The sequence below is a fragment of the Enterococcus sp. 7E2_DIV0204 genome (assembly GCF_002140855.1).
GTDB lineage: Bacteria > Bacillota > Bacilli > Lactobacillales > Enterococcaceae > Enterococcus_L > Enterococcus_L lemimoniae.
Genome location: NZ_NGKY01000002.1, coordinates 33,466 through 55,258, shown reverse-complemented (window position 1 = coordinate 55,258; position 21,793 = coordinate 33,466). Strand labels below are relative to the sequence as shown.

The following is a 21,793-nucleotide window of genomic DNA, read 5'->3' as shown; positions in this document are numbered from 1 at the left end:
AAACTATGTGTTATTCGATCAGCTTATTTTCTTTTTAGATCAAATTCTTTTGGTTTTAAAATAATTGCTCCCAGTGCTGGAACAATCGTTTGAATAAGATAAGGAAAATGTTTAAACGGTTCTGAGCTTGCTTGGCAGGCTTGATTCAACGCAGTCCAAGTACCACCATATTCTTTTATCTCAGTGTTGAAGACCTCTTCATATATACCAGAAAATGGGACACCTATTGAAAAATTTTGTCTTTCGATTGGTGAAAAATTTAAAACAACGATTAAAAAATCGCTTTGGTTTTTGCCTTTACGGATAAAACTCAATACGGTTTCTTCGTTATTATCAGCATCGATGATTTCGATTGTTTCAGGTGTATGTTCTAGCTCCCAAAGCGCTTTTTCTTTCTGATAAAATAAATTAAGTGCCTTTGTAAAGGCCTGCATGCTGCGGTTCATTTGATCATCTAGATCAATCCATTCTAGGCTTTCAGTGGATTTCCATTCCAGAAATTGACCCCACTCACTACCCATAAATAGTAATTTTTTCCCTGGATGAGTCATCATGTAAACATAAATATTTCGTAGTTGAGCAAATTGCTTATAGCGATCGCCCCACATTTTATGCAATAAGCTTCGTTTACCATGAACAACCTCATCGTGCGATAAAGGTAGAATATAATTTTCCTTTCGCATATACATAAAAGAAAAAGTAATTAAACGAAAATGGTACTTGCGAAAGGCTTCATCCATTTCATAAAAACACAGGGTATCATTCATCCAACCCAAGTCCCATTTATAGTCAAATCCTAACGCACCACTTTCAATAGTGCCTGTGATTTTCGTCTCAGAGGAACTTTCTTCCGCAATCATGATCACATTCGAATGTGCTTGTTTGATTACCGCATTCAGTTTTTCTAAAAAGTAAAAACCAGGCCAATTACGATTACTACCGTCAGCATTTAATGAAAACGGCCCTTCATCATAATCTAGATACAACATATTCGAAACTGCATCAACCCGAATCCCATCAATATGAGCTATTTCGATCCAATATAAGGCACTTGAAATCAAAAAACTTTGAACTTGAGGTTTACTTAGATCAAAATTTAGCGAACCCCAACGAATATTTTTTGCTTTAACAGGATCTTGATATTCAAATTGTGGCGATCCATCATATTTGGCAAGTCCATCATCATTAATACAAAAATGCCCTGGCACCCAATCAACTAAAACACCGATACCATTTAAATGACAGGTCTCCACGAACTGTTGAAACTCATCAAGTGTTCCATACGCTGAGCAAAGAGCAAAATAGCCAGTCAACTGGTAGCCCCAAGACTCAGCCAGAGGATGCTCCATCAACGGCATAAATTCGATATGTGTGAAACCTAGCTCTTTCACATAAGGAATCAAGGTTTCTTGAAGTTGTTTAAAGGAATATGCGTACCATCTTCTTCACAGGCCCATGAACTGGTATGAACTTCATAAATTGTTAACGGTTGGTTAAGCTTGCCGGATTGTTTGGCACTGTTTTGCCATACTTTATCACGCCATTTTCTTTCAGGCATCATTTGGATCACAGCTGCATTATTTGGACGCTTTTCAAATGCAGTCGCAAAAGGATCGATTTTGTAGACCTCTCTGCCATCTGCTTGTTTGACCAAAAATTTATAAAAATCACCTACTTTTGGTAATGGTGTAAAAATTTCCCAGGCACCAAAATGTGCATCCTTTAGTAGTGGTAATGAATGCTCCCACTCATTAAAGTCTCCAACTAGCCAAACTGCTTGAGCATTTGGTGCCCAAACTCTAAAAATAAAACCAGTTTGTTCTCCTTGCTGCATTTGATGAACGCCAAAATAATGTTGGCTATAGAAATTTTCACCTGTTTCAAAAAGCTCTATCGGACTTTTAGGTTTAGCCATCCAATTCTCTCCTCTCTTAAAGCGAAGAATTCAATTTTATGGGAAGTAAAAAGAGGGTAGGACATTAGTCTCTAGTCAGCTCTTATTTCCAAATCCTTTAATTTTTTGAGCTTTAGTTCTTAGATATGTCCTAATCACACTATTTTTTTCAAAAGAAAGCCAAATAAATTTCTAAAGTTATACTCGTTTCATTAAATATTTCTGAGTGTTACTAATTTAAATCTAACAATAAAATGAAAAAAAAGAAAGAATTAGCACTTCAACACACAAAAATAGAGACCAAAATAAAACGGGACATTCGTTTCATCTTGGTCTCTATTTTTATATACGTTTCTGTAAATTAAGGTTCTTTTTGTCTTCTATTTTGCTAACCAATTGGCAACTTCCGTTAAAGCATCATCGATTCCAGCAGGATTTTTACCCCCAGCTTGTGCCATATCGGGACGACCACCGCCGCCGCCGCCAACTTTTGGTGCAATTGTTTTGATCAAATCGCCTGCTTTTAAGCCTTTCTCATTAGCTGCTTTTGACATTGCTGCTAACAAGCTAACTTTTTCCTCTTGCGCTGTTGCTAAAACCAACACATCAGAAAGTTCTTTTTGTTTCCATTGATCCGCTAATTGACGTAATTGATTCATATCTTTTACATTGACTTGTGCAGCAATGTAAGTTGTGCCATTGATTTCTTTGATTTCTTTGAAAATGTCTCCTGCTTGTTGATTAGCTAATTTCCCAGCAAGTTGTTCATTTTCTTTTTGTAAATCGCGTAATTGTTGTTGCAATTGTTCTGTTTTTGAAACAACTTCTTTCAGTTGAGGTGATTTAACGATTCCTGCAATTGTTTTTAGTTGTTGTTCTTCTTCGTTCATTAACTCATACGCTTCTTTGCTTGTCACAGCTTCGATCCGACGGATACCTGCACCGATTCCAGATTCAGACACTATTTTGAAAATACCAATATCTTCAGTATTTTTCACATGGGTTCCACCACAAAGCTCGATTGAATAACCACCGATATTCACAACCCGAACTTCTTTCCCATATTTCTCACCAAACAACGCCATGGCACCCATGTTCTTCGCGGTATCGATATCTGTTTCCACCGTCTCAACAGGAATGGCTTCCCAAATTTTTTCATTGACGATTGCTTCCATTTGGACTAATTCTTCTGCTGTTACTTGTCCAAAGTGAGTGAAGTCAAAACGTAAATGTCCAGGAGCTACTAATGAACCTGCTTGATTGGCATGATCTCCTAAAATATCTTTTAAGGCACGGTGCAATAAATGAGTTGCTGTATGGTTTTTCAAAATGCGATTGCGCATTTTTTCATCCACATGCAATTCATAGACAGCCCCTTCTGTTAATGTGCCAATCACTTGAACAGTGTGTAAAAATTGACCATTTGGTGCTTTTAACACATTTTCTACATGAGCGACAATCGTTCCATCTTGATCCTTGATTGTTCCGTGATCCGCTACTTGACCACCCATTTCAGCATAGAAAGGTGTTTCAGAAAAAATCAATTGTGCAGTCCCCTCTGAAAGTTCACTTAGAATTTCATCATCTTTTAAAATAATCAATAATTTGCTAGTTGCGTCCAATTGACTATAACCAACAAATTTACTTTCAACTTTGATATCTGTTAAAACGGCAGATTGAACGCCCATTGAAGTGGCTTTGCTACGAGCTGAACGAGCACGTTCTCTTTGGGCTTCCATTTCTTTTTCAAAGCCAGCATGATCGACTTTCAAGTCTGAATCTTCTGCTACTTCTTCCGTCAATTCGACTGGGAAACCATAGGTATCGTATAGTTTGAAGATGTCTTTCCCGTTTAAAGTGTCTTGATTATCTGCTTTTACTTTGACGATCAATTCATTTAAAATATCTAATCCTTCATTGATTGTTTCATGGAAACGTTCTTCTTCTGTACGAACGACTTTTTCAATAAATTCCTTTTGTTGTAAAACTTCTGGATAGTAACTTACCATTACTTCTCCTACAACTGGCACTAATTTATATAAAAAGGCTTCATTGATCCCTAATTTTTTCCCATGCATAACAGCACGGCGCAATAAACGACGTAAAACGTAGCCACGACCTTCGTTTGAAGGTAACGCACCATCCCCGATTGCAAATGATAAGGCACGAATATGATCAGCGATCACTTTAAATGAAATATCTGTTTGTGGTGATTGACCATAAGTAACTTGTCCACTTAATTTTTCAACAGCATGGATAATTGGCATAAATAAATCTGTTTCAAAGTTCGTTGGTGCATTTTGAACGATCGACACCATCCGCTCTAAGCCCATTCCCGTATCAATGTTTTTATGTGGTAATGGTTCATAACTATCATCTGCTTGGTGGTTAAATTCAGAAAACACTAAGTTCCAAATTTCTAAATAACGCTCATTTTCGCCACCAGGATAGTTTTCTGGATCGTCTTCAGCAACATCATTGAAAGACTCCCCACGATCATAGAAAATCTCTGAATCTGGACCACATGGACCAGCACCAAGATCCCAGAAGTTGTCTTCAATATCAATGATATGATCCATCGTTAGCCCAATTTCTTCATGCCAGATTCGTTTTGCTTCTGTATCTTTTGGATAAACTGTTACATATAATTTTTCAGGGTCAAAAGCCATCCAGTCAGGTGAAGTCAAAAATTCCCAAGCCCAGTGGATTGCTTCCGTTTTAAAATAATCTCCGATCGAAAAATTTCCTAACATTTCAAACATGGTATGGTGACGAGCCGTTTTTCCAACATTTTCGATATCGTTGGTACGGATTGATTTTTGAGCATTGGTGATTCTTAGGTTTTCTGGAACCACAGATCCATCAAAATATTTTTTCAATGTGGCAACACCCGAGTTGATCCATAATAACGTTGGATCATTGACAGGTACTAAAGATGCACTTGGCTCAATCGAGTGTCCTTTTGATTTGAAAAAGTCTAAGTACATTTGACGAACTTGGCTACTTGATAGTTGTTTCATGGTTTTATTCCTACTTTCTTCACTAATTAGTTGATCTTGTGCAACAAAAAAAGCGGCCTTCACTGCAATACAAGGACGAAAAATCGCGGTACCACCTTGTTTGCAATGAAGTCGCTTGAAACATTCATTACCTCTTAAACTCGCTAACGCTGAGTGGCGTTGATATTTCTACCAAAATGACTTAAAGGGAGCAATTCCATTATTGTGTTATCCTTCTTTCAGCAATAAAGAACTTTCTGTAAACACGAAAAAATGAATCATATCCTTTAGTTTCCTTATAAAGTATAAGGAATCTTCAAAAAAATGTCAATGTTTTCTATTTAATTTTCAATCCGGATAACTTTTCGATATAAATAATCAGTAGGACTTAGCTTTTGTTCAGGTAAGACCGCATGATTTGGACTAAAATAAGTCGATAACGGTAACATTTCTTCAATCAATGTATTTCGTGGCAAAATTTGTTTAGCTAATTTTAATGCAGTTGGATCAGTTGTTAACTCATAGCGATTTTTTTGTGTGTCAACGACTAGACCAAACATATTTCCCCCGTCCATCTTACTTTTGATTTGACGGCCAGATTCATTTTCCTGAATCAATAACTCATTCCCCCAACGAAATAAGCGACGAGTTCCTGCACCAACAGCAAACTCCCATTGATCTTCTGATAATAAACCGAAACCCGTTCTTTTTAGTACTAACGTCAATTCATCATGAGTATAGTCAGAGTGGCTATATACAAAATAGTAATCAGATTCAGGCAAAAACTCTAGATAGAATTTATTTTTTTCTAAAAGGGATTGTGGAAATGTCCAGCTCAGACTTTCAGCAGCCGACAATGTAGGAAACAGCTTTTCACAAATCTGATTTTCAAACGCAACAAATTGTTCGATCTCACCTTCAAATGTCCCTGTAACAGTATCAAAAATGCCTAGAAATTCAGTGCAGGCAGGTAGTGCATATTTTTGAACAAACATCGCCGGTATTTTGACTTTCCTCAAATCTGTTGTCTGTTGGTTTATATATTCAGAAATTCCTTCTAAAGATGTTAAATCATAGGATGTTTCTGCTTCAATCCACTCAGTAGCAGAATCGATCACTTCGTTTGTCAGTGTTGTTTTAAACGTGTTTTTCTCTAGATTTTCCACATCAAATCCCAGTAATTCATGGGCACGTAACCCTTCTGCCCCTAAATCCCAGCCAAGGATTGCCTCACTATTTCCTGGAATAAAGACAAACAGTTCACCATCCAACTCTAATTCAAAGGTCCGACATTTGATGCCATATAATTCAAAATTGACTAATTCAATCGTACTGACTTCAATTGTTGGTGGTACAAAATACATCAATAATTGCTGTAATAAAACGATTTTTTCATTATCATTTAAATTCTTCCAATTTGCCCATTCACTTTGTTCAAATAGGTCCAAATCAAACCCTCCTCGTATTTTAAACGCCGAGCCAGCCACTAACGCTAGATGACCTTTAAACTATCTGCTATGATTAAGTATACCACTGAATGGATCTTTCACTAAGAAAATTATCTGGAGGGTTGCTATGCATACTCATTTTGGCAATGAAGTTTGGCACCAAGCAGCAGCATTTATTTTACGATATGAAGTTTTTGTTTTAGAACAAGGAATTGCCTTACAAGATGAATTTGACGAGCTTGACACAAATGATCGCAATTATTTTGTTGTGTATGAAAACTCACTCGCCATCGCTACGATTCGTTATCAGAAAAAAGACGAACAGACCATTCAACCTGATCGCTTTTGTGTAAGAAAAGAGTATCGAGGACAAGGAATTGGAAAACAGTTACTTTTATTATTAGAAGAAACGGCTGTAAAAGAGGGTTATCTATTCAGTACGCTCTCCGCAGAAAAGACGGCATTGACTTTTTATGAAGCGTTGAATTATTCTGTAAATTCTGAGGAATATTTAGAAGATGGCCTATTATGTGTTGAAATGATCAAAAAAATAAGAGGTTGGGACAGGAGTGTTTAACCCCGAGAAATAAGAAGGGGTTGCTTCTGCTCCCACCGTTTATTCGTATTTAGGGTGTGAAACAAAAGTACTTTTTACTTTTGTCCCGCACCCTTATTTTTATTTATAACTATTTTTCTTAGATTTTTTAGCTGTCCGTGTCTGTTGACGGCGTTCAACTTTACGTTTTTGTTTATTACTTGCTGAAATCGCCCACTCGATTTTCTTCTTGTAACCAGGTTTGATTTTTTTCTTTTTCTTTTTCACTAAACCAATCAAGGTAGGGTCTTCTAATGCATCTTTTGATTTTTCACGTTTCGTACGACGATTACGATCATACGTGTCAACTAATTCACCATTTTTGATTTCTTTCGGTTGGAATTTGATTCCTAGATCTTCCACTTCAGAAATTGCTTCTTCATCTGCTGGTGAATAAAGAGTGATTGCTGTTCCATCTAAGCCATTTCGGCCAGTTCTACCAACACGGTGAATAAAGAAATCCAAGTCACTTGGTACTTCCGCATTGATAACATGCGACACCCCTTCGATATCAATACCGCGTGCCGCTAAATCTGTCGCCACAACATATTGAAATTCTAAGTCTTGCACTTGACGCATCACACGTTTACGTTCTCTAGGTGAAATATCACCATGGATCTTAGCCACTTTTAACCCTTGATCTTTCAAGTAATCCGTAATTTCGTCCACCCGTTGTTTGGTGTTGGCAAAGACAATCACAAGATATGGATGTCCAATCGTCAATAATTGGTAAATCAGACGATTTTTATCTTTCCCTTTTGTTGAAATCAACCAGTTATCAATCGTTTCTGAGATGATATTTTTAGGTTTGATATGTTCAATAATAGGGTTTTCCATATACTTCTTCAAAAATGGTTTTAATTTTTCAGGAATTGTCGCAGAGAAAACCAACATTTGCAGCTTATCTGGCAAACGTCCAGCAATCTGATCGACTTCTTCTAAAAAACCCATATCCAATGTCATATCCGCTTCATCAACGACAAACGCAAAAGCAGTATGGGCTTTTAATGCTTGTTCATTCATCAAATCTAAAATACGACCTGGCGTTCCAATCACCACATGAGGTTGTTGGTTCTTTAATTTTGCGATTTGACGTTGTTTATCTGTACCGCCAACAAAATTTGTCACACGCATTTCAGGTTGACTGAATTTTGCGATTTGAATCGCTTCTTGATAAATTTGATTTGCTAACTCACGACTTGGTGCCGTGATCAAGATTTGTACCTCATCTAATTGAGGGTTAACTTTATTCATCAATGGTAATAAAAATGTATGGGTCTTGCCGCTTCCTGTTTGGGATTGACCGATGACACTTTTGCCTTTTTTAATCACTGGGATCAATTTTTCTTGTACTTCTGTTGGTCGTTCAAACCCTTTATCCGCTAGTGCTTCCATGATAAAATCGTTGAACTGAAATTGTTTAAATGAACTCATTTACCTCACCTCTTTCAAACTTGTTGTGTAAGTCCTCATGCATTATACCACAAAAACTGCGATTCCTTATTGATTTTCTACATTTTTCTCTCTTTTTATCGTGCTGATCGTATAGGTATGGCTCGCTTTTTCATAAAATAATCGACGCTTCTTTCTAATCAATACATACAGAACATTAATGAAAAATAGTAATAACAGGAACGAGCAAAATAGAAACAACATAAAACTCACTAACTGCAACATTCGATTACTAGAATTGAGCAAATCAGCTGAACTCGTCATGTAAGAACTGATCAAACCATAAACAACATACAAATAACCATACCGAATAAATAAAGCGCGAAAACGAATTTTTTCATGCCCTTCTTCTACAACTTGAATACGCACGACTTTCTTGCCGATTGTTTCCCCATTCGTCAGTTTAGGTAGCAACATAAACACTACAAATACCATAGCGAAAAACCAGATTCTTCCTTCTAATGCAGGATATCCTACAAACCATTGTTTGTATTCTGGGATTAAATTGAGCATAAACATTCCAAATGCTTGCACGATCGAAATCACAAACCAATCGATCAAAAAAGCCACAAAACGCCGAAATAAACTAACGGATTGCCCTTTTTCATAGGCGGCTTCATCCAACTCGTCTCTTGTTGGAAATAAAAAGGTCAACATCGGTGTAATCGTATAACCGACAATTCCACCAAACGTATTATTGATCAAATCATTCACGTCCGCTAACCGATAAGGTCTAGGATAAATAAAATACAATCCGCTCAACTGCGTTAACTCAAAAAACAGCGACAAGAGAAAACTAGCGAGAACTACTTTTTTGAATGAAAGTTTGTAATAATAACGTAAATATACCCCAAAAGGAACGAGCAACAGAACGTTGAAAACCGGCTCCAACACGACGCCTTGCCTTAACGCTGGGATAAAGGTACTTGGATCATGAATATTCAAGACCGTCTCTTGCATAAAACGGTTAACAAAATAAAACGGCCGCAATTCTAACATTTGGCTCGTATATTGCGCTACCTCAGCTCGAGGCGGCAATGGTAAAATGACCAAAAAATATGCACAGAGTAAATAGAAAACAAATGAATACAAAATAAGCGCTCGCCTAAATAAAAAAGTACCGTATTTCCGATATTCACGAATAACAAGAATAAATGAAATGGCAAAAGCTAAAAATGGAAATACGATCAAGGCTGTTTTGATTGGTGCAGCATAGGCTGACATAAAACACTCCCCCTTCTACTTTAGTTTAGTAAAAAATAGACACTTTGTCATTTAAAATAGTCACTCCTTTAGCAAAAAATATATTTTGCAAATCAGAAAAATTGCAGTATGATTGAATTATAGGCTTCAACAATCAAATTCCCCAATAATCTGGCAGCAACTTTTAAATACGGAGGTTTTATTATGTTAAATCCATACTTTGCTTTTGGCGTTCCCATTTTTCTACTCTTTTTATATATCGTATTTGCCTTCATTAGAAAAAAGAGTACTGTTCACTATATTGGTTTTGTCCTTTTATTGATTGCAACATTTATGATGGCGTTTAGTTTCCAAGTATTACAAGGTTTGTGGACTTTAGAAGAGAGTCATGCTACTGCACAACTAGGAAAATTAGGTTATGCACCAGAAATACTGTGGATTCCACTTATTTTAGGTGCTGTGTTGGCAATCCTCAATCTATGGAGAGGTGTAAAGAGAGTCAAGTCTTTTCGGGAAGAATCTAATTAAAGAACTAATATAGAGGGTCTTGAGGAAGGAATAAAAGCATTTATTCGATTTTTAAGTGCAAGACAAAAGTAGTTTTTACTTTTGTCTTGCACTTATTTTTTATTATAATTCTTCATTATCTTTTACAGTAGCTCCTTGCTACAATTAAGACTATCACACAGATACTATTCAATGATACTACCGTATTAAATGAAATTAAAATGTAGTTATTACTCCACTAACAGTTACCACTTTTCTAGATTTTTTTCTTAATTTTTTTAGTATTATCAATCGATAAAACCACTCATTAGTTTTGCACTAATGTTCTAACAAAAATGTATTATCACAACATTCATTTACTAACTTTTTATTATGAGAAATAAAAAGTACACTCATTTCCTGCTGTTTTTTTAGTAAATGAATAATTCTCAATTCATTGATTTTATCCAAACTTGCTGTTGCCTCATCACAAATCAGTAACTTAGGTTTTACTAATAACGACAATGCAATACAAACTCGCTGATATTGACCACCGCTAAGTTCTCTAGGGCGCTTTGTTAATAATGATTTTGGCAAATGACAGTCATCTAAAACTTGCTTAATACGTAAATTTTCATTTGATTTATCTACTAATCTAAATTTTCGCAATGGTTCCTGAAGGATTTTTTCGATTTTTTTGGTAGGATCAAGTGCATTTCGCGTATATTGAGCGACCAATTGGATATTTTGCATCCATTGACGCAACTCATATTGCTCTTGCTTTTGTCCGTTTAAATAAATTTCCCCTTCAGAATATGTTTCCAATCCTAAAATAATTTTAGTCAATGTGGATTTCCCCGAACCATTTTTTCCTATGACACCTACCCACTCACCCTGATTTATGACAAGGTCAAGATTTTGAAAAATAATTTGTTCTTTATAGGTTTTGCTTAATTTATCAATCTTTAATAAACTAGAATTCTTATTCAAATATCTGAATCAACTCCTTCGTGTACTTTGCACTAGGATTGCTAATAACTTGCTGGGTCTCTCCAACCTCGATAAGCTGCCCATCTTTCATAATACCTACATGTGTGCTAAATTCTTTGACGATGGTCAGATCATGCGTAATAAAAATAATTGTTAAGTTTTTTTCTTGGTAAATCTTCCACAAAAGAGCCAAAATCATTTTCTGACTTACTTCATCTAGCGCGCTTGTTGGTTCATCTACTATCAAAATCTCGGGTTCGGTAAGTAACGCACTGGCAATAGCAACTCTTTGACACATACCACCACTCAACTCAAATGTGCGTTTATCTAAAATAGAATCAACCGAATCAAAACCAACCCACTTTAAAAGTTGCTCAATTCGCACTTGCCTAACTGTTTTATTTTCTACTCCTTTTGATTTTAATAGTTGATGCAGCTGGGTTCGTATCGGTATATTCCTTTGCATACTGCCTATTGGATCCTGTAAAACCAAATCCATTTTTTCTCTATTTGCCTTAATTTTACCCGTTACGTGAAAATTAGCAGGCAGTAAATTCAAGATCATCCGACTCAAAAGGGTTTTCCCCCCACCACTTTCTCCAATAATTGTAAAAAATGCTCCTTTGGGAATTTTTAAAGAAATTCCTTTTACTATTTCTTGATTTTTCAAAAAAGCAGAACAGTCGATTAATTCAATCATAAACTACACCCCATTTTTGATTGATCTTTTTGCTGATTCTCTGCGTTAGTATAACAATGCCGCTTAACAAAATACCAGGAAAAATAAAAACCCAAGGTGCAACGAAAAAGTAAGCTTTCCCATCAAAAAGAATTGTACCAAGTTCAGGTGTTGGTGGCTGTATGCCGATACCTAGAAAGGACAAACCAGAAATACTTATCAGTATTTTACCTAAATCCGTCGTAAACAAAGACATTAATTCTACCACTAAATTAGGTAAAATATGATAAAACAACGTATGAAATGTAAATGAACCTCTTAATGGTGCTAGAAGAACAAACTCTTCCGTTTTTATATTCAACACTAAATTTCGAATGTAGCGAATATATTTTCCTGAGCCACTGATAATTAAAGCTGCCATTACAGTGAAAATCGAATTAGAAAAAAGACCTGCAAAAACGAGAGCAAGAATCATCGAGGGAATACTTATCATCATGTCCGCAACTATTGTAATAAACGAATCAATAAACCCACCAATCAAGCCTGCACTACCACCTAAGAGGAGACTGATTAGAACAATGCCAATTAGAACCAGAAGAGCGATACTCAATGAATAAAAACACCCATAAATAACGCGACTAAACAAATCTCTACCTAAATAATCTGTTCCAAACCAATGTTGCCAACTGATTCCTTGTAAGCGACACTCTTTATCAATCAGGTAAGGATTTTTTAAATTCAAAAAGACAACTAGACTAACACTGATAAAACAGATTAATTGAACAATCCTTTTCATTCTTTCCCTCCTTGATCTATAACGACTCTGCTATCTACTTTTTGAATAGCAAGATCAATCAAGTAATTTAGTATAAATGTTCCACAGGCAACAACTAAAGTGATTCCTTGAATGACCGGATAATCCCGAGTTGAAATAGCATCCATCAGTAGCTTTCCAAATCCAGAAATACTAAAAATAATTTCTATCATCACACAGCTACCAAACAAGTGAACCAAACTTGTTCCATACAGAGATATTAATGCTACAAATAGCTCATTCAACTGGTAATAATACCGGTAGTACCACTTGATCCCTCTAAATTTGGCCAAAACTTGCCGTTCACTCTTAGCCACAGTCGCAACTAAATCGCTGACCATTTTTGTTAAATAACTCCCTTCAGCAAAACTAATAACTAAAACAGGTAGAATAAAATGACGAATAGAGCGACTGCCAACAAAGGGAAACCAATTCAGCTGAACACCAAAAATAAAGATAGCTAAAATTGCTAACCAATAAATTGGAAAAGATAACAAAATCGAAAATATCTGTTTCGTCCACTGATATGACGAACTATTCCCAATAACTCCACCAATTAAAAGCGAAAGAACAATACAAAGAATAAAAGAACTACTCATTAATCTAAAAGTAACGAAGAATTTTTCTAGAAGTAATGTTTTCACAGGAAGATTATTCATAAATGAATGACCTAAATCACCTCTTAGAGTATTTAGCAACCAGTGGACGTATTGATCAAAAAAATTACCCTCTATCCCAAGTCTTGTTCGCGTTTCTATAATTACTTCGGGTGATAAGGTTTGAACGCCAAGTTTTCTTAGCACACTTAATGCCGGGTCACCTGTTGACAAATAAAGTAATCCATAAAGTATAAAGGTAAAGAGCAACATACTTATAAGTAACCGTAGGGTTTTCTTCAAAAAAATGTGCGTAGACATTTAGTTCACCGCTAATCTCTTGAAATCAATCGGCGCATCCGATAAACCTGAATACTCAAATGTAGAAATTTTTTCAGATGTTACAAAGTTTTCATCCTTGTATTCAATTGGTATTGCTAGAGTTTCTTCAGATAGACGAGCAAAAATGTTATTAAAAATGTCTTGTTGTTTTTCTTTATCGTTGGTTGTTGCGTAATCATTTAATAAATTAGTCAGTTTTTCATCATTTGCCAAAACACCGTGCGTTCCTGCTTGGTTTTGAAATAATGAGTTCAAAAAGTTATATGGAAGCAGCGCATCTGTATACGTTCGATAAAAAATCAAATCATATTTTTTAGTTTTCCATAAAACATCATAATAGCTTTCTTTATCTAAAATCTGAATATTTAACTTAACACCAGCATTTTTAAGTTCGCTTTCAATAACTTCTGCCTTTTCTTTCCATTCGGGAAATTCAGTTGTTTGTATGACTAAGGTAAATTGTAGAGTCTCATTTCCTTTCTCATAATAGTTATTTTGATTGAGCTTATAACCTTGGCTTTCAAAAATTTCTTTTGCTTTATCTAAATCATACGAAGTCTTGTGCTGATTTTCTTCCGTTACATATTGTACATTCTCGCGAAATAATCCGGCTAACTTTTTATCAGATAGCTCAGATTTGTTGATCGCTGCTTCTATCCCATTACGAATGGTGGCACTTAGCTGAGAATTATCTGGATTAAAGGCTAAAAAATGTGACATCGTTCCAGTAAATTCATGAACATTGTATTTTTTATCCTTTTTTAAAGAGGAAATGTCACTATCAGTAATATCCCCTAATGTCCCTCCAGCAATATCTATTTCACCACTTTTAAGCGCTAATGAGCGAGAGCTACCATCTTCAATTGTCTGAAATGTTACATTATAGTTGACTGGGGTTTCATGGTTAAAATATGGATTGGCTTTCATTACCGTCTGCTCGTCTGAGCTTTCTTCCACGACAAAGGGTCCAGAACCAATTGCTTTTTTAAACTCTCCATCAATTTTCTGATTCTCTACCGCATTTGGGCTCATAATTCTTAGTGGTCGTGTTTGACACAACTCTGAGAGAACTTGATTCGATACTTTCGTAAATAGCATCTCGACTGTATTTTCATCAATTACCGTGATTTTTTCAAGATTTGTTAAAGTTTGTAATGAGGTTGTTTCATTATTATATTTCGCGCGCTCAATCGTAAATTTCACTGCTTCAGCGTCTACTTTACTTCCATCAGAGAACTTGCTATTCTTTTTTAAATGAAACGTATATTTTTTCCCATCCTCAGAAATATCCCACGATTCGGACAATCCAGCTTTGAATTCACCTTTCCCTGCATACTCAATCAGTGGCTCATACACTGCTCCATATAATGCCATAGCTGCATCATAAGATGTGGCATCTAATAAATCTGCTTTCCCTTCATTGGATATAGCAATATTAACCGTTTTTAGTGCTTGATTGTCGTTATTTTTATCAGTTGTAGCCGTACAACCAACTAGACAGACTAACCCTACCAATAGACCTATCATTTTAACTCTTTTCTTCATTGCTTTTCTCCTTTTTTTGTAGCTTTAATCAAGTAAGAATTCTCACAAGACAAAATATAATCATCCACTGATAGGTAAAATTCTCTGTAATGTGTAACTTGATAGATTGGTTCTCTATATTCTTTTATCAATTCTACTGAAAAGCCTTGCTTTACAAGACTGTCTACAACTTCTGTCAACGTCTTATTCTGCATTTTGGTTGCGCCATATTTATCTATTTTTTCCTTCATATATTCCATACTAGGATTTTTGGATTGGTCAGAAAATGAAGCGTAGTAAACGCCTTCGTCTTTTAAAACAGCTGATATTTTCTCGAAATGTGAATCTAAATCTTCGATTAAGTATAAAACAGATGTACTAATTACAGTATCAAACTTTGTGTCTAAAGTTGTGACATCGTCTGTGTTGATATAATGGATTGGGTAGTCTGACACTCGACTTTTTGCTACTTCAATTGCTTTTTTTGCCAAGTCCACTCCATAAGCATTACTAAATGGAATTCGATCATGTAAATGTCGCAAAAAACCACCTTGATTACATCCAAAATCTAAAATAGTTCTATTCTGTATATCCTTTTTGTCAATTAAATCAATTACGTTTTGCCAACCTTCATAGTGACTATTTTCCATTTCTTGATCTCCGTGACTTCCTTCTTGCCACCAATTTTCATATGTTTCCATAAAAACTCCTCCTTTAATTGAGAACGATTCTCATTATCAATTATTACATAACACAAATTTACTTTCAAGATATAATTTTATGATGTACCTATTTTATATAAACAACAAAGCTCTGTCTTTATATTGAACTATTTTTATACTTTCATACTCTTTTTCCTTTCGATTAAACAATCATAAAACGTAATGAGTACGATTTTATCCAAAAAAATATATCAGTTGTTCAGAATAAAGTCAAGCCTCGAAAAAAAAAACGTAAAAAAATCTAAATGATCTTTCTACGTTTTCTTTGAAAATAGTGATAATTATATTTTTTTTACAAACTCAGATTTCAATTTCATCGGACCAAACCCATCAACTTTACAATCGATATTATGACCATCTGCCGCATCAATCACTAAACGAATGCCTTTCACTTTCGTTCCTTGTTTGATTGCACCACTTGCCCCTTTGACTTTTAGATCTTTAATAACTGTGACGTTATCACCATCTGCTAACACATTGCCATTTGAATCCTTAATAACAGCTGCTGTCTCTTCTGTAGCATCTGTTGCCGACCATTCATGTGCGCATTCTGGACAAATCATCATGCCACGATCCTCATAAGTATATGTTGAGCCACATTCAGGGCAACTTGGTAAATTTTCCATTTAAATTCTCCTTCATTATCGTTCTCTTTTAAAGTGTTATCACTTCATTTTAGCGTACTTCTAAACGAAATAAAAGAACTATTATATTTACAAATAGTAAATTTAATTGAATTTATTTGCTTTCTTTGCCTTTTTCTACGTAAGAAAGATCATTGACACTATCGATCATGTATTTTCCGTCTTTATAGGTTACCTTTGACACACTCGCATTTTTCAATCCGCCATCAGGCAAGTCAGCATTGGCATCTAATTCACCTAATAACGTAATAATGCTCATGCCATGAGAAACGACTAAAACATTGTTCGCTCCTTCTTTTTCAGCATCCTTCACAATATCATCTAATCCAGCTTTTAAACGAGTGACGATTGTTTTACTATCTTCTGCTGGCCAATTCAAGCCTTCTTCCACATTTTTCTTATCTAAATCAGATAACACATCGGCAAATTCGATGATGCCTTTATAAAAACCGACTTCTTTCATCCACTCATTGTATTCTTCATATGTTTTTCCTTGTTCTTTTGCCACTGCTGTCAGCATTTCTTCGTTCATCAAGCCTTCATACGTCCCAAAATTATATTCTCTTAAACGTTTGTCTTTCGTCATTTCCTTCATCATTTTTTCTTGACCATTATTTTGCAAGACTAACTCAGCCGTTTCGATTGCTCGTCCACTATCACTTGTCACGACTTTATCAAAAGTAACATCAGACAGCCCTTTACCTAACTGCTCCGCCACTTCAACGCCAGCCGGTGTCAATGGTGCATCGATCCAACCTTGGGAACGATCCACAGTGTTTAACATTGTTTTACCATGTCGAGCAAGGTAAATTACGACTTCCGAATTATCTTTTTCTTTTGTGTCAGCTTTCTTTTCTTCTTTTGCAGTCCCATTGCTGCACCCGACTAAGACCATTGAAAATAACGCCATACCAACAACCATTTTTTTCAATTTCATAACACTTTCTCCTCCGTACTATTCCTTATTTTTAATTAAACAGCTAGTAAGCGTTTTATCAGCTAAAAAAGAAAAAAACCCAACTACACCAAATAAAGTTATTTGGTACAATCAGGTTTAGCTTGTTATAAACAATCACTATCCGCTATTTAACTAGCTTTAGTATAACGGACGTTGCAGAAAATGTAAATGCTTTCAAACGTTATTTTTTATAGGCTTTACACAATTGTTGAATTTCTTGATAAATTTCAGCTACTTCATCCAAGTCTTTAGCATTTGCACCACTAGCCAACGGATGACCACCGCCATGATGCTTCTTAGCTAGCTCATTAATGACAGGTCCTTTTGAACGCAAACGTACACGGTAATACCCTTCCGGCTGTTCGACAAAGATTCCCCAGGCTAAGACTTCATCGATTACACCAGGTAATGAAACGATTGCAGCCGTTTCTGAATCAACGATCCCATATTCTTTAAGCAATGTTTGCGGCAGTTTAACACTGGCTGCTCCAAACTCATCTACTACAATATTTTGATAAACATATCCAGCTAATTTGGCTACACTCATCGGAATTTGTTCTAATTCCCGATTTAATTCGGCTGCATTAAAATCATACGTCATCAGGTTGGCTGCTACTTCTAAGGTATGAGGGGTTGTTGCGGGATATAAAAAACGACCGGTATCGCCAATAATTCCAGCATACAACAAACGAGCTGCCTCATCGCTCATGGTCAGTTCCTCTTGATTGAGCGTATAAAAATCAGCAATGATTTCACTACAACTACTAGCTTTAGTATTGACCCAGACTACATCGCCATAGGGTTCATCATTTGGGTGATGATCGATCTTGATCAATTCTGCCCCTAAATGATAACGTTCATCACTAATTCTTGGTGAATTAGCTGTATCCGTCACAATAACCAAGGCGTTATGATACGTCTCATCAGATACTTCATCCATTTCGGCTAAAAATTCTAATCCTTCAACTGGTCCACCAACTTGGTAAATCATTTTATCTGGAAAACTAGCTCTCAATATTTCTGCTAAACCAACTTGTGAACCAATCGCATCTGGATCAGGTCTTTGGTGACGATGAATCAGGATTGTTTGATAGGTTTTAATTTTTGCTAAAATTTCTTTGACAACTTCCATTGTAACTTCCTCCTAGGTTCGCTCCATTACTTGACAAACTACAATTGCTTTCGCTACAAGTGCATTCTCTAAATAAATTTCAATGTCTAACTTAGCTGAGCGTCGCCCGATTTCTAAGACTCTTGGGCGAATATCTAATTCACTTTCTAATTGGATCAAACGCAAATAATGCAAGCTCATCTGTTCAATCAACACATTTCTTCTTTGATTGGTGATCATCGTACGCTGCGTTACATTAGCAATGATTTCACTAAGTACACCAAATGAAATCGTCCCCACACTATTGACCATTTGAGGTGCAACCGTGAATTTAAATTGAGAATCTGTTGCTTTACCGCCTTCTTCTACTGGCATTACTTCTCCAGATATTTGATCTGAAATCGTATCAGCGATCTGTGGCTGTCTTTGTACTAGTTGCATCGCCTTCATCACATCTTGTCTAGAGACAAAACCGACTAAAGATAAATCATCTTCCACAACCGGCATTACTTCTAAACCATCCCAAATCATTTGGTGACTGACACTAGCAACACTCATCATTTTTTTGACAACGATCGGATCTTTAGTCATCACTTTATCCATCGTCAAAGTTTCCGTTTTACCCAAAACATCTTTTGCAGTGACTATTCCGACTAAGCGCAAACTTTTATTAACTACAGGAAAACGAGAATGATGTGTTTTTTCAGATAGCTTTTGATAATCAGCAATCGTATTTGTAGAAAACAGATAATTTGTTTTCTCTAATGTCGTGTAAATATCGCTGACCAACATAATATCTTTTTTGATTAATTGATCACTCAATGCTCGGTTGATCATTGTTGCAACTGTAAACGTATCATAAGTTGTTCTAAGTACTGGCATTTCCAGTTCATCTGCTAGTTCTGCAATTTCACTTTCGGTATCAAAGCCACCAGTGATCAACACTGCCGCACCATTTTCTAAAGCTAATTTTTGCACGCCTTGACGATTTCCCACGATCATCAATGAACCAGGTGTTATGTAGCGCGTCATCGCATTTTCTGTCATCGCACCGATCACAAACTTATTCAACACTTTGTCTAATCCTGCTGAGCCGCCTAACACATCTCCTTCGATGATACGAACCACTTCGCCAAATGTTAGTTTCTCAATATGCTTTTTTAACTTTCGTTCAATCCGGATCGTCCCCACACGTTGGATCGTTGAAACCAAACCGATATTTTCTGCATCTTTAATTGCGCGATAGGCCGTTCCTTCACTAACACCAAGATTTTTGGCGATGCTTCGAACTGAAATCCGATCACCGATCGGCAAGCCTTCGATGTACTTTAATATTTGATCATGTTTCGTAGCCATAATATCCTCCTTGATTTAAAAGCGTAACAAAACAATTGATTCTTTGAAAAATAAGATAAAAGAACAGCTAACTTTAGTTGATCTTATTTTGAAAAGATTGATTTGTGCAGCCGACTAGAAATCTATGTTCCTAAATATCCATACTTCTTCTATTTGACCCTTTATAACACTCATTACAAAAAAGTAGTTCATTCTTTGATTGAATCGATAAACTGTTTTAATTCACTGAAAATCAATACTAAGACAGATTTAACTTTTCCATTGATTGACTTCACTTAAAAAGTATAACAAAAAATCACACATTTTAGTACAGTTATTCTTAATTTATTGTAACAGAAGTTAAAAATAAACAGGGCAAGTTTTGCTTGTATTTAGCCTTGATTAAACAAATCAATGAACATTCATCTTGAAAAAATTAGTTAAAACTATTTTTGGCACTGACATTTTTTCAAAAAAAGGAGTATGATAATAGCGGACTGTTTACATTTTTTAAGGAGATGAAGATATGGAATCAGTGAATAGTTTTCAAGAAAATCCTATTGTACAAAAAAACCGCTGGTGGATTTTAGTTTCTGTGGCTATGTTTACTTTTATGTCCACGCTAGATGCCAGCATCGTCAATATAGCGTTGCCGACGATTTCAAAAGATATGAACGTACCTATGAATCAGTCAGAATGGATCGTTTCAATCTATTTAATGATTGTTTGTGCTTGCTTGCTACTTTTTGGCAAAATTGGAGACAGTTTTGGTAAGATCAAAGTATACCGAATCGGAACGATCATTTTTACGATTGGTTCATTATTATGCGGATTCAATCAGTCACTGGGCTTTCTGCTTTTTGCCCGAATCGTTCAAGGAATCGGCTCCAGCATGACTATGGCGACCAACTCAGGAATTATTACAGAAGTTTTTCCTTTTAAAGAACGTGGTCGAGCATTAGGCTCGATTGGCGCCTTCGTTTCCCTTGGATCTATTGCGGGACCAGGAATCGGTGGGTTGATTCTTTCACAATTTTCATGGCCTTATATTTTTTGGATCAATGTTCCTGTTGGGATCATTACGATTTTGATTGGGGAGAAATTTTTACCGAGAGATATTATTAAAAGTGGTAAAAAAGTGGATATGGTCGGTTTTAGTTTATTCGCTGTATTTATCATGACTTTTTTTGGCGCAATCTTTATCGGTCAAGAAATTGGCTTCAATGCGCTTTTATCTATGGTGTTATTTATTTTCGCACTATTATCATTGATTATTTTTATTAGAGTCGAAAAACGAGTTAGTCAACCGTTGATTACATTTTCAATCTTTAAAAACAAAGTCTTTACGATGAGTTTGATCACTGCTGTTTTAATTTTTTCATCAAACTTTTTCGTCAATGTCGTGATTCCGTTTTATTTACAAAATGCTCGAGGATTACCAGCAAGTAAAGCCGGCTTATTGATGATGGTCTTTCCTTTGCTGATGGTTGTAGGTTCACCAATCAGCGGCTTTTTAACAGATAAAATCGGGACGAAGCTTTTGACTTTTTCTGGCTTATTTTTATTGTCGGTAACTTCTTTGATGTACATGTTTTTGAATCAAGGAACACCAGTTTGGTACTATATTTTAGCAACTGGGATTATGGGATTAGGAAATGCGTTATTCCAATCACCTAACAATACAACTGTCATGAGTAGTGTTGCAAAAGAGGATCTAGGTGTGGCTGGAAGTATGAACTCTTTTGCTCGTAATCTAGGAATGGTCTTAGGGATCGCCTTAGCTACCACGATTCTATATAATGCAATGAGTGCCGTTTATGGTCAACGTGTAACCACCTTCATTAGTGAACGACCTGATATTTTTATTTTTGGAATGAGAATTACTTTCTTGGGTTCTTTTATCTTATGTTTAACTGCTTTAGGGTTAACTTTATTCCGTTCACTGAAGGCAAGAAAAAAATAAACAAACTAAAAAATGAAACTGCAGCAGGGACCTCTGCC

17 protein-coding genes and 1 pseudogene are annotated in these 21,793 nt (G+C 35.8%); 3 read left to right on the top strand and 15 right to left on the bottom strand.

The window, feature by feature from the left end; all coding sequences use genetic code 11:
* Positions 1 to 23: 23 nt before the first annotated feature.
* From glgB to A5819_RS15690, 3 genes and pseudogenes are all read right to left on the bottom strand, one after another.
* Positions 24 to 1,915, bottom strand: a pseudogene (gene glgB / locus A5819_RS15700) (1,4-alpha-glucan branching protein GlgB).
* A 359-nt stretch (positions 1,916 to 2,274) separates the two neighbouring features.
* Positions 2,275 to 4,914, bottom strand: coding sequence for an alanine--tRNA ligase (gene alaS / locus A5819_RS15695; protein ID WP_086281729.1), 2,640 nt, complete (start codon positions 4,912 to 4,914; stop codon positions 2,275 to 2,277).
* A 320-nt stretch (positions 4,915 to 5,234) separates the two neighbouring features.
* The gene (locus tag A5819_RS15690; protein ID WP_086281687.1) at positions 5,235 to 6,341 is read right to left on the bottom strand and encodes a hypothetical protein; all 1,107 of its coding nucleotides are present in this window, start codon (positions 6,339 to 6,341) and stop codon (positions 5,235 to 5,237) included.
* A gap of 127 nt (positions 6,342 to 6,468) precedes the next feature.
* On the opposite strand from A5819_RS15690, the gene A5819_RS15685 reads away from it, so the two are divergent.
* On the top strand, positions 6,469 to 6,918 hold the full coding sequence (locus A5819_RS15685) for a GNAT family N-acetyltransferase (protein WP_086281688.1): 450 nt from the start codon (positions 6,469 to 6,471) through the stop codon (positions 6,916 to 6,918).
* 99 nt (positions 6,919 to 7,017) lie between these two features.
* Here the strand turns inward: A5819_RS15685 and A5819_RS15680 are convergent, their stop codons facing one another.
* On the bottom strand, positions 7,018 to 8,370 hold the full coding sequence (locus A5819_RS15680) for a DEAD/DEAH box helicase (protein ID WP_086281689.1): 1,353 nt from the start codon (positions 8,368 to 8,370) through the stop codon (positions 7,018 to 7,020).
* 66 nt (positions 8,371 to 8,436) lie between these two features.
* Entirely contained in the window at positions 8,437 to 9,612 is a 1,176-nt protein-coding gene (locus A5819_RS15675; protein ID WP_086281690.1) for a VanZ family protein, read from the bottom strand.
* 183 nt (positions 9,613 to 9,795) lie between these two features.
* On the opposite strand from A5819_RS15675, the gene A5819_RS15670 reads away from it, so the two are divergent.
* Positions 9,796 to 10,119: a hypothetical protein gene (locus A5819_RS15670; RefSeq protein WP_086281691.1), complete on the top strand. Its 324-nt coding sequence runs from the start codon at positions 9,796 to 9,798 to the stop codon at positions 10,117 to 10,119.
* Between the two features lie 297 nt (positions 10,120 to 10,416).
* On the opposite strand, the gene A5819_RS15665 is transcribed toward A5819_RS15670, so the two are convergent.
* The 10 genes from A5819_RS15665 to A5819_RS15620 form a co-directional block, all read right to left on the bottom strand.
* A complete protein-coding gene (locus tag A5819_RS15665) occupies positions 10,417 to 11,067 on the bottom strand; it encodes an ABC transporter ATP-binding protein (protein WP_086281692.1) in 651 nt (216 codons plus the stop codon).
* On the bottom strand, positions 11,060 to 11,767 hold the full coding sequence (locus A5819_RS15660; protein WP_086281693.1) for an ATP-binding cassette domain-containing protein: 708 nt from the start codon (positions 11,765 to 11,767) through the stop codon (positions 11,060 to 11,062). Before A5819_RS15660 ends, A5819_RS15665 begins: the two co-directional genes overlap by 8 nt.
* Entirely contained in the window at positions 11,760 to 12,542 is a 783-nt protein-coding gene (locus A5819_RS15655; protein WP_086281694.1) for an ABC transporter permease, read from the bottom strand. Before A5819_RS15655 ends, A5819_RS15660 begins: the two co-directional genes overlap by 8 nt.
* Positions 12,539 to 13,477: an ABC transporter permease gene (locus A5819_RS15650; RefSeq protein ID WP_086281695.1), complete on the bottom strand. Its 939-nt coding sequence runs from the start codon at positions 13,475 to 13,477 to the stop codon at positions 12,539 to 12,541. The genes A5819_RS15655 and A5819_RS15650 overlap by 4 nt, the downstream gene beginning before the upstream one ends.
* A complete protein-coding gene (locus A5819_RS15645) occupies positions 13,478 to 15,043 on the bottom strand; it encodes an ABC transporter substrate-binding protein (RefSeq protein ID WP_086281696.1) in 1,566 nt (521 codons plus the stop codon).
* Positions 15,040 to 15,723: a bifunctional 2-polyprenyl-6-hydroxyphenol methylase/3-demethylubiquinol 3-O-methyltransferase UbiG gene (locus tag A5819_RS15640; RefSeq protein ID WP_086281697.1), complete on the bottom strand. Its 684-nt coding sequence runs from the start codon at positions 15,721 to 15,723 to the stop codon at positions 15,040 to 15,042. Before A5819_RS15640 ends, A5819_RS15645 begins: the two co-directional genes overlap by 4 nt.
* A gap of 302 nt (positions 15,724 to 16,025) precedes the next feature.
* On the bottom strand, positions 16,026 to 16,370 hold the full coding sequence (locus A5819_RS15635; RefSeq protein ID WP_086281698.1) for a zinc ribbon domain-containing protein YjdM: 345 nt from the start codon (positions 16,368 to 16,370) through the stop codon (positions 16,026 to 16,028).
* Between the two features lie 112 nt (positions 16,371 to 16,482).
* Positions 16,483 to 17,325 (bottom strand): histidine phosphatase family protein, encoded by an 843-nt coding sequence (locus A5819_RS15630; protein ID WP_086281699.1) that lies wholly within the window; start codon positions 17,323 to 17,325, stop codon positions 16,483 to 16,485.
* Positions 17,326 to 17,527: 202 nt separating this feature from the next.
* Positions 17,528 to 18,478, bottom strand: a complete 951-nt coding sequence (locus tag A5819_RS15625; RefSeq protein ID WP_086281700.1) for a bifunctional oligoribonuclease/PAP phosphatase NrnA — start codon at positions 18,476 to 18,478, stop codon at positions 17,528 to 17,530.
* A 12-nt stretch (positions 18,479 to 18,490) separates the two neighbouring features.
* Positions 18,491 to 19,813: a DRTGG domain-containing protein gene (locus tag A5819_RS15620; protein WP_086281701.1), complete on the bottom strand. Its 1,323-nt coding sequence runs from the start codon at positions 19,811 to 19,813 to the stop codon at positions 18,491 to 18,493.
* A 505-nt stretch (positions 19,814 to 20,318) separates the two neighbouring features.
* On the opposite strand from A5819_RS15620, the gene A5819_RS15615 reads away from it, so the two are divergent.
* The gene (locus tag A5819_RS15615; RefSeq protein WP_086281702.1) at positions 20,319 to 21,755 is read left to right on the top strand and encodes an MFS transporter; all 1,437 of its coding nucleotides are present in this window, start codon (positions 20,319 to 20,321) and stop codon (positions 21,753 to 21,755) included.
* Positions 21,756 to 21,793 lie beyond the last annotated feature (38 nt).

Coding starts and splice junctions, on each gene's coding strand:
- alaS (WP_086281729.1), bottom strand. CDS start 4,914: ATGAAACAACTATCAAGTAGCCAAGTTCGTCAAATGTACTTAGACTTT.
- A5819_RS15685 (WP_086281688.1), top strand. CDS start 6,469: ATGCATACTCATTTTGGCAATGAAGTTTGGCACCAAGCAGCAGCATTT.
- A5819_RS15680 (WP_086281689.1), bottom strand. CDS start 8,370: ATGAGTTCATTTAAACAATTTCAGTTCAACGATTTTATCATGGAAGCA.
- A5819_RS15675 (WP_086281690.1), bottom strand. CDS start 9,612: ATGTCAGCCTATGCTGCACCAATCAAAACAGCCTTGATCGTATTTCCA.
- A5819_RS15670 (WP_086281691.1), top strand. CDS start 9,796: ATGTTAAATCCATACTTTGCTTTTGGCGTTCCCATTTTTCTACTCTTT.
- A5819_RS15660 (WP_086281693.1), bottom strand. CDS start 11,767: ATGATTGAATTAATCGACTGTTCTGCTTTTTTGAAAAATCAAGAAATA.
- A5819_RS15655 (WP_086281694.1), bottom strand. CDS start 12,542: ATGAAAAGGATTGTTCAATTAATCTGTTTTATCAGTGTTAGTCTAGTT.
- A5819_RS15650 (WP_086281695.1), bottom strand. CDS start 13,477: ATGTCTACGCACATTTTTTTGAAGAAAACCCTACGGTTACTTATAAGT.
- A5819_RS15645 (WP_086281696.1), bottom strand. CDS start 15,043: ATGAAGAAAAGAGTTAAAATGATAGGTCTATTGGTAGGGTTAGTCTGT.
- A5819_RS15640 (WP_086281697.1), bottom strand. CDS start 15,723: ATGGAAACATATGAAAATTGGTGGCAAGAAGGAAGTCACGGAGATCAA.
- A5819_RS15635 (WP_086281698.1), bottom strand. CDS start 16,370: ATGGAAAATTTACCAAGTTGCCCTGAATGTGGCTCAACATATACTTAT.
- A5819_RS15630 (WP_086281699.1), bottom strand. CDS start 17,325: ATGAAATTGAAAAAAATGGTTGTTGGTATGGCGTTATTTTCAATGGTC.
- A5819_RS15625 (WP_086281700.1), bottom strand. CDS start 18,478: ATGGAAGTTGTCAAAGAAATTTTAGCAAAAATTAAAACCTATCAAACA.
- A5819_RS15620 (WP_086281701.1), bottom strand. CDS start 19,813: ATGGCTACGAAACATGATCAAATATTAAAGTACATCGAAGGCTTGCCG.
- A5819_RS15615 (WP_086281702.1), top strand. CDS start 20,319: ATGGAATCAGTGAATAGTTTTCAAGAAAATCCTATTGTACAAAAAAAC.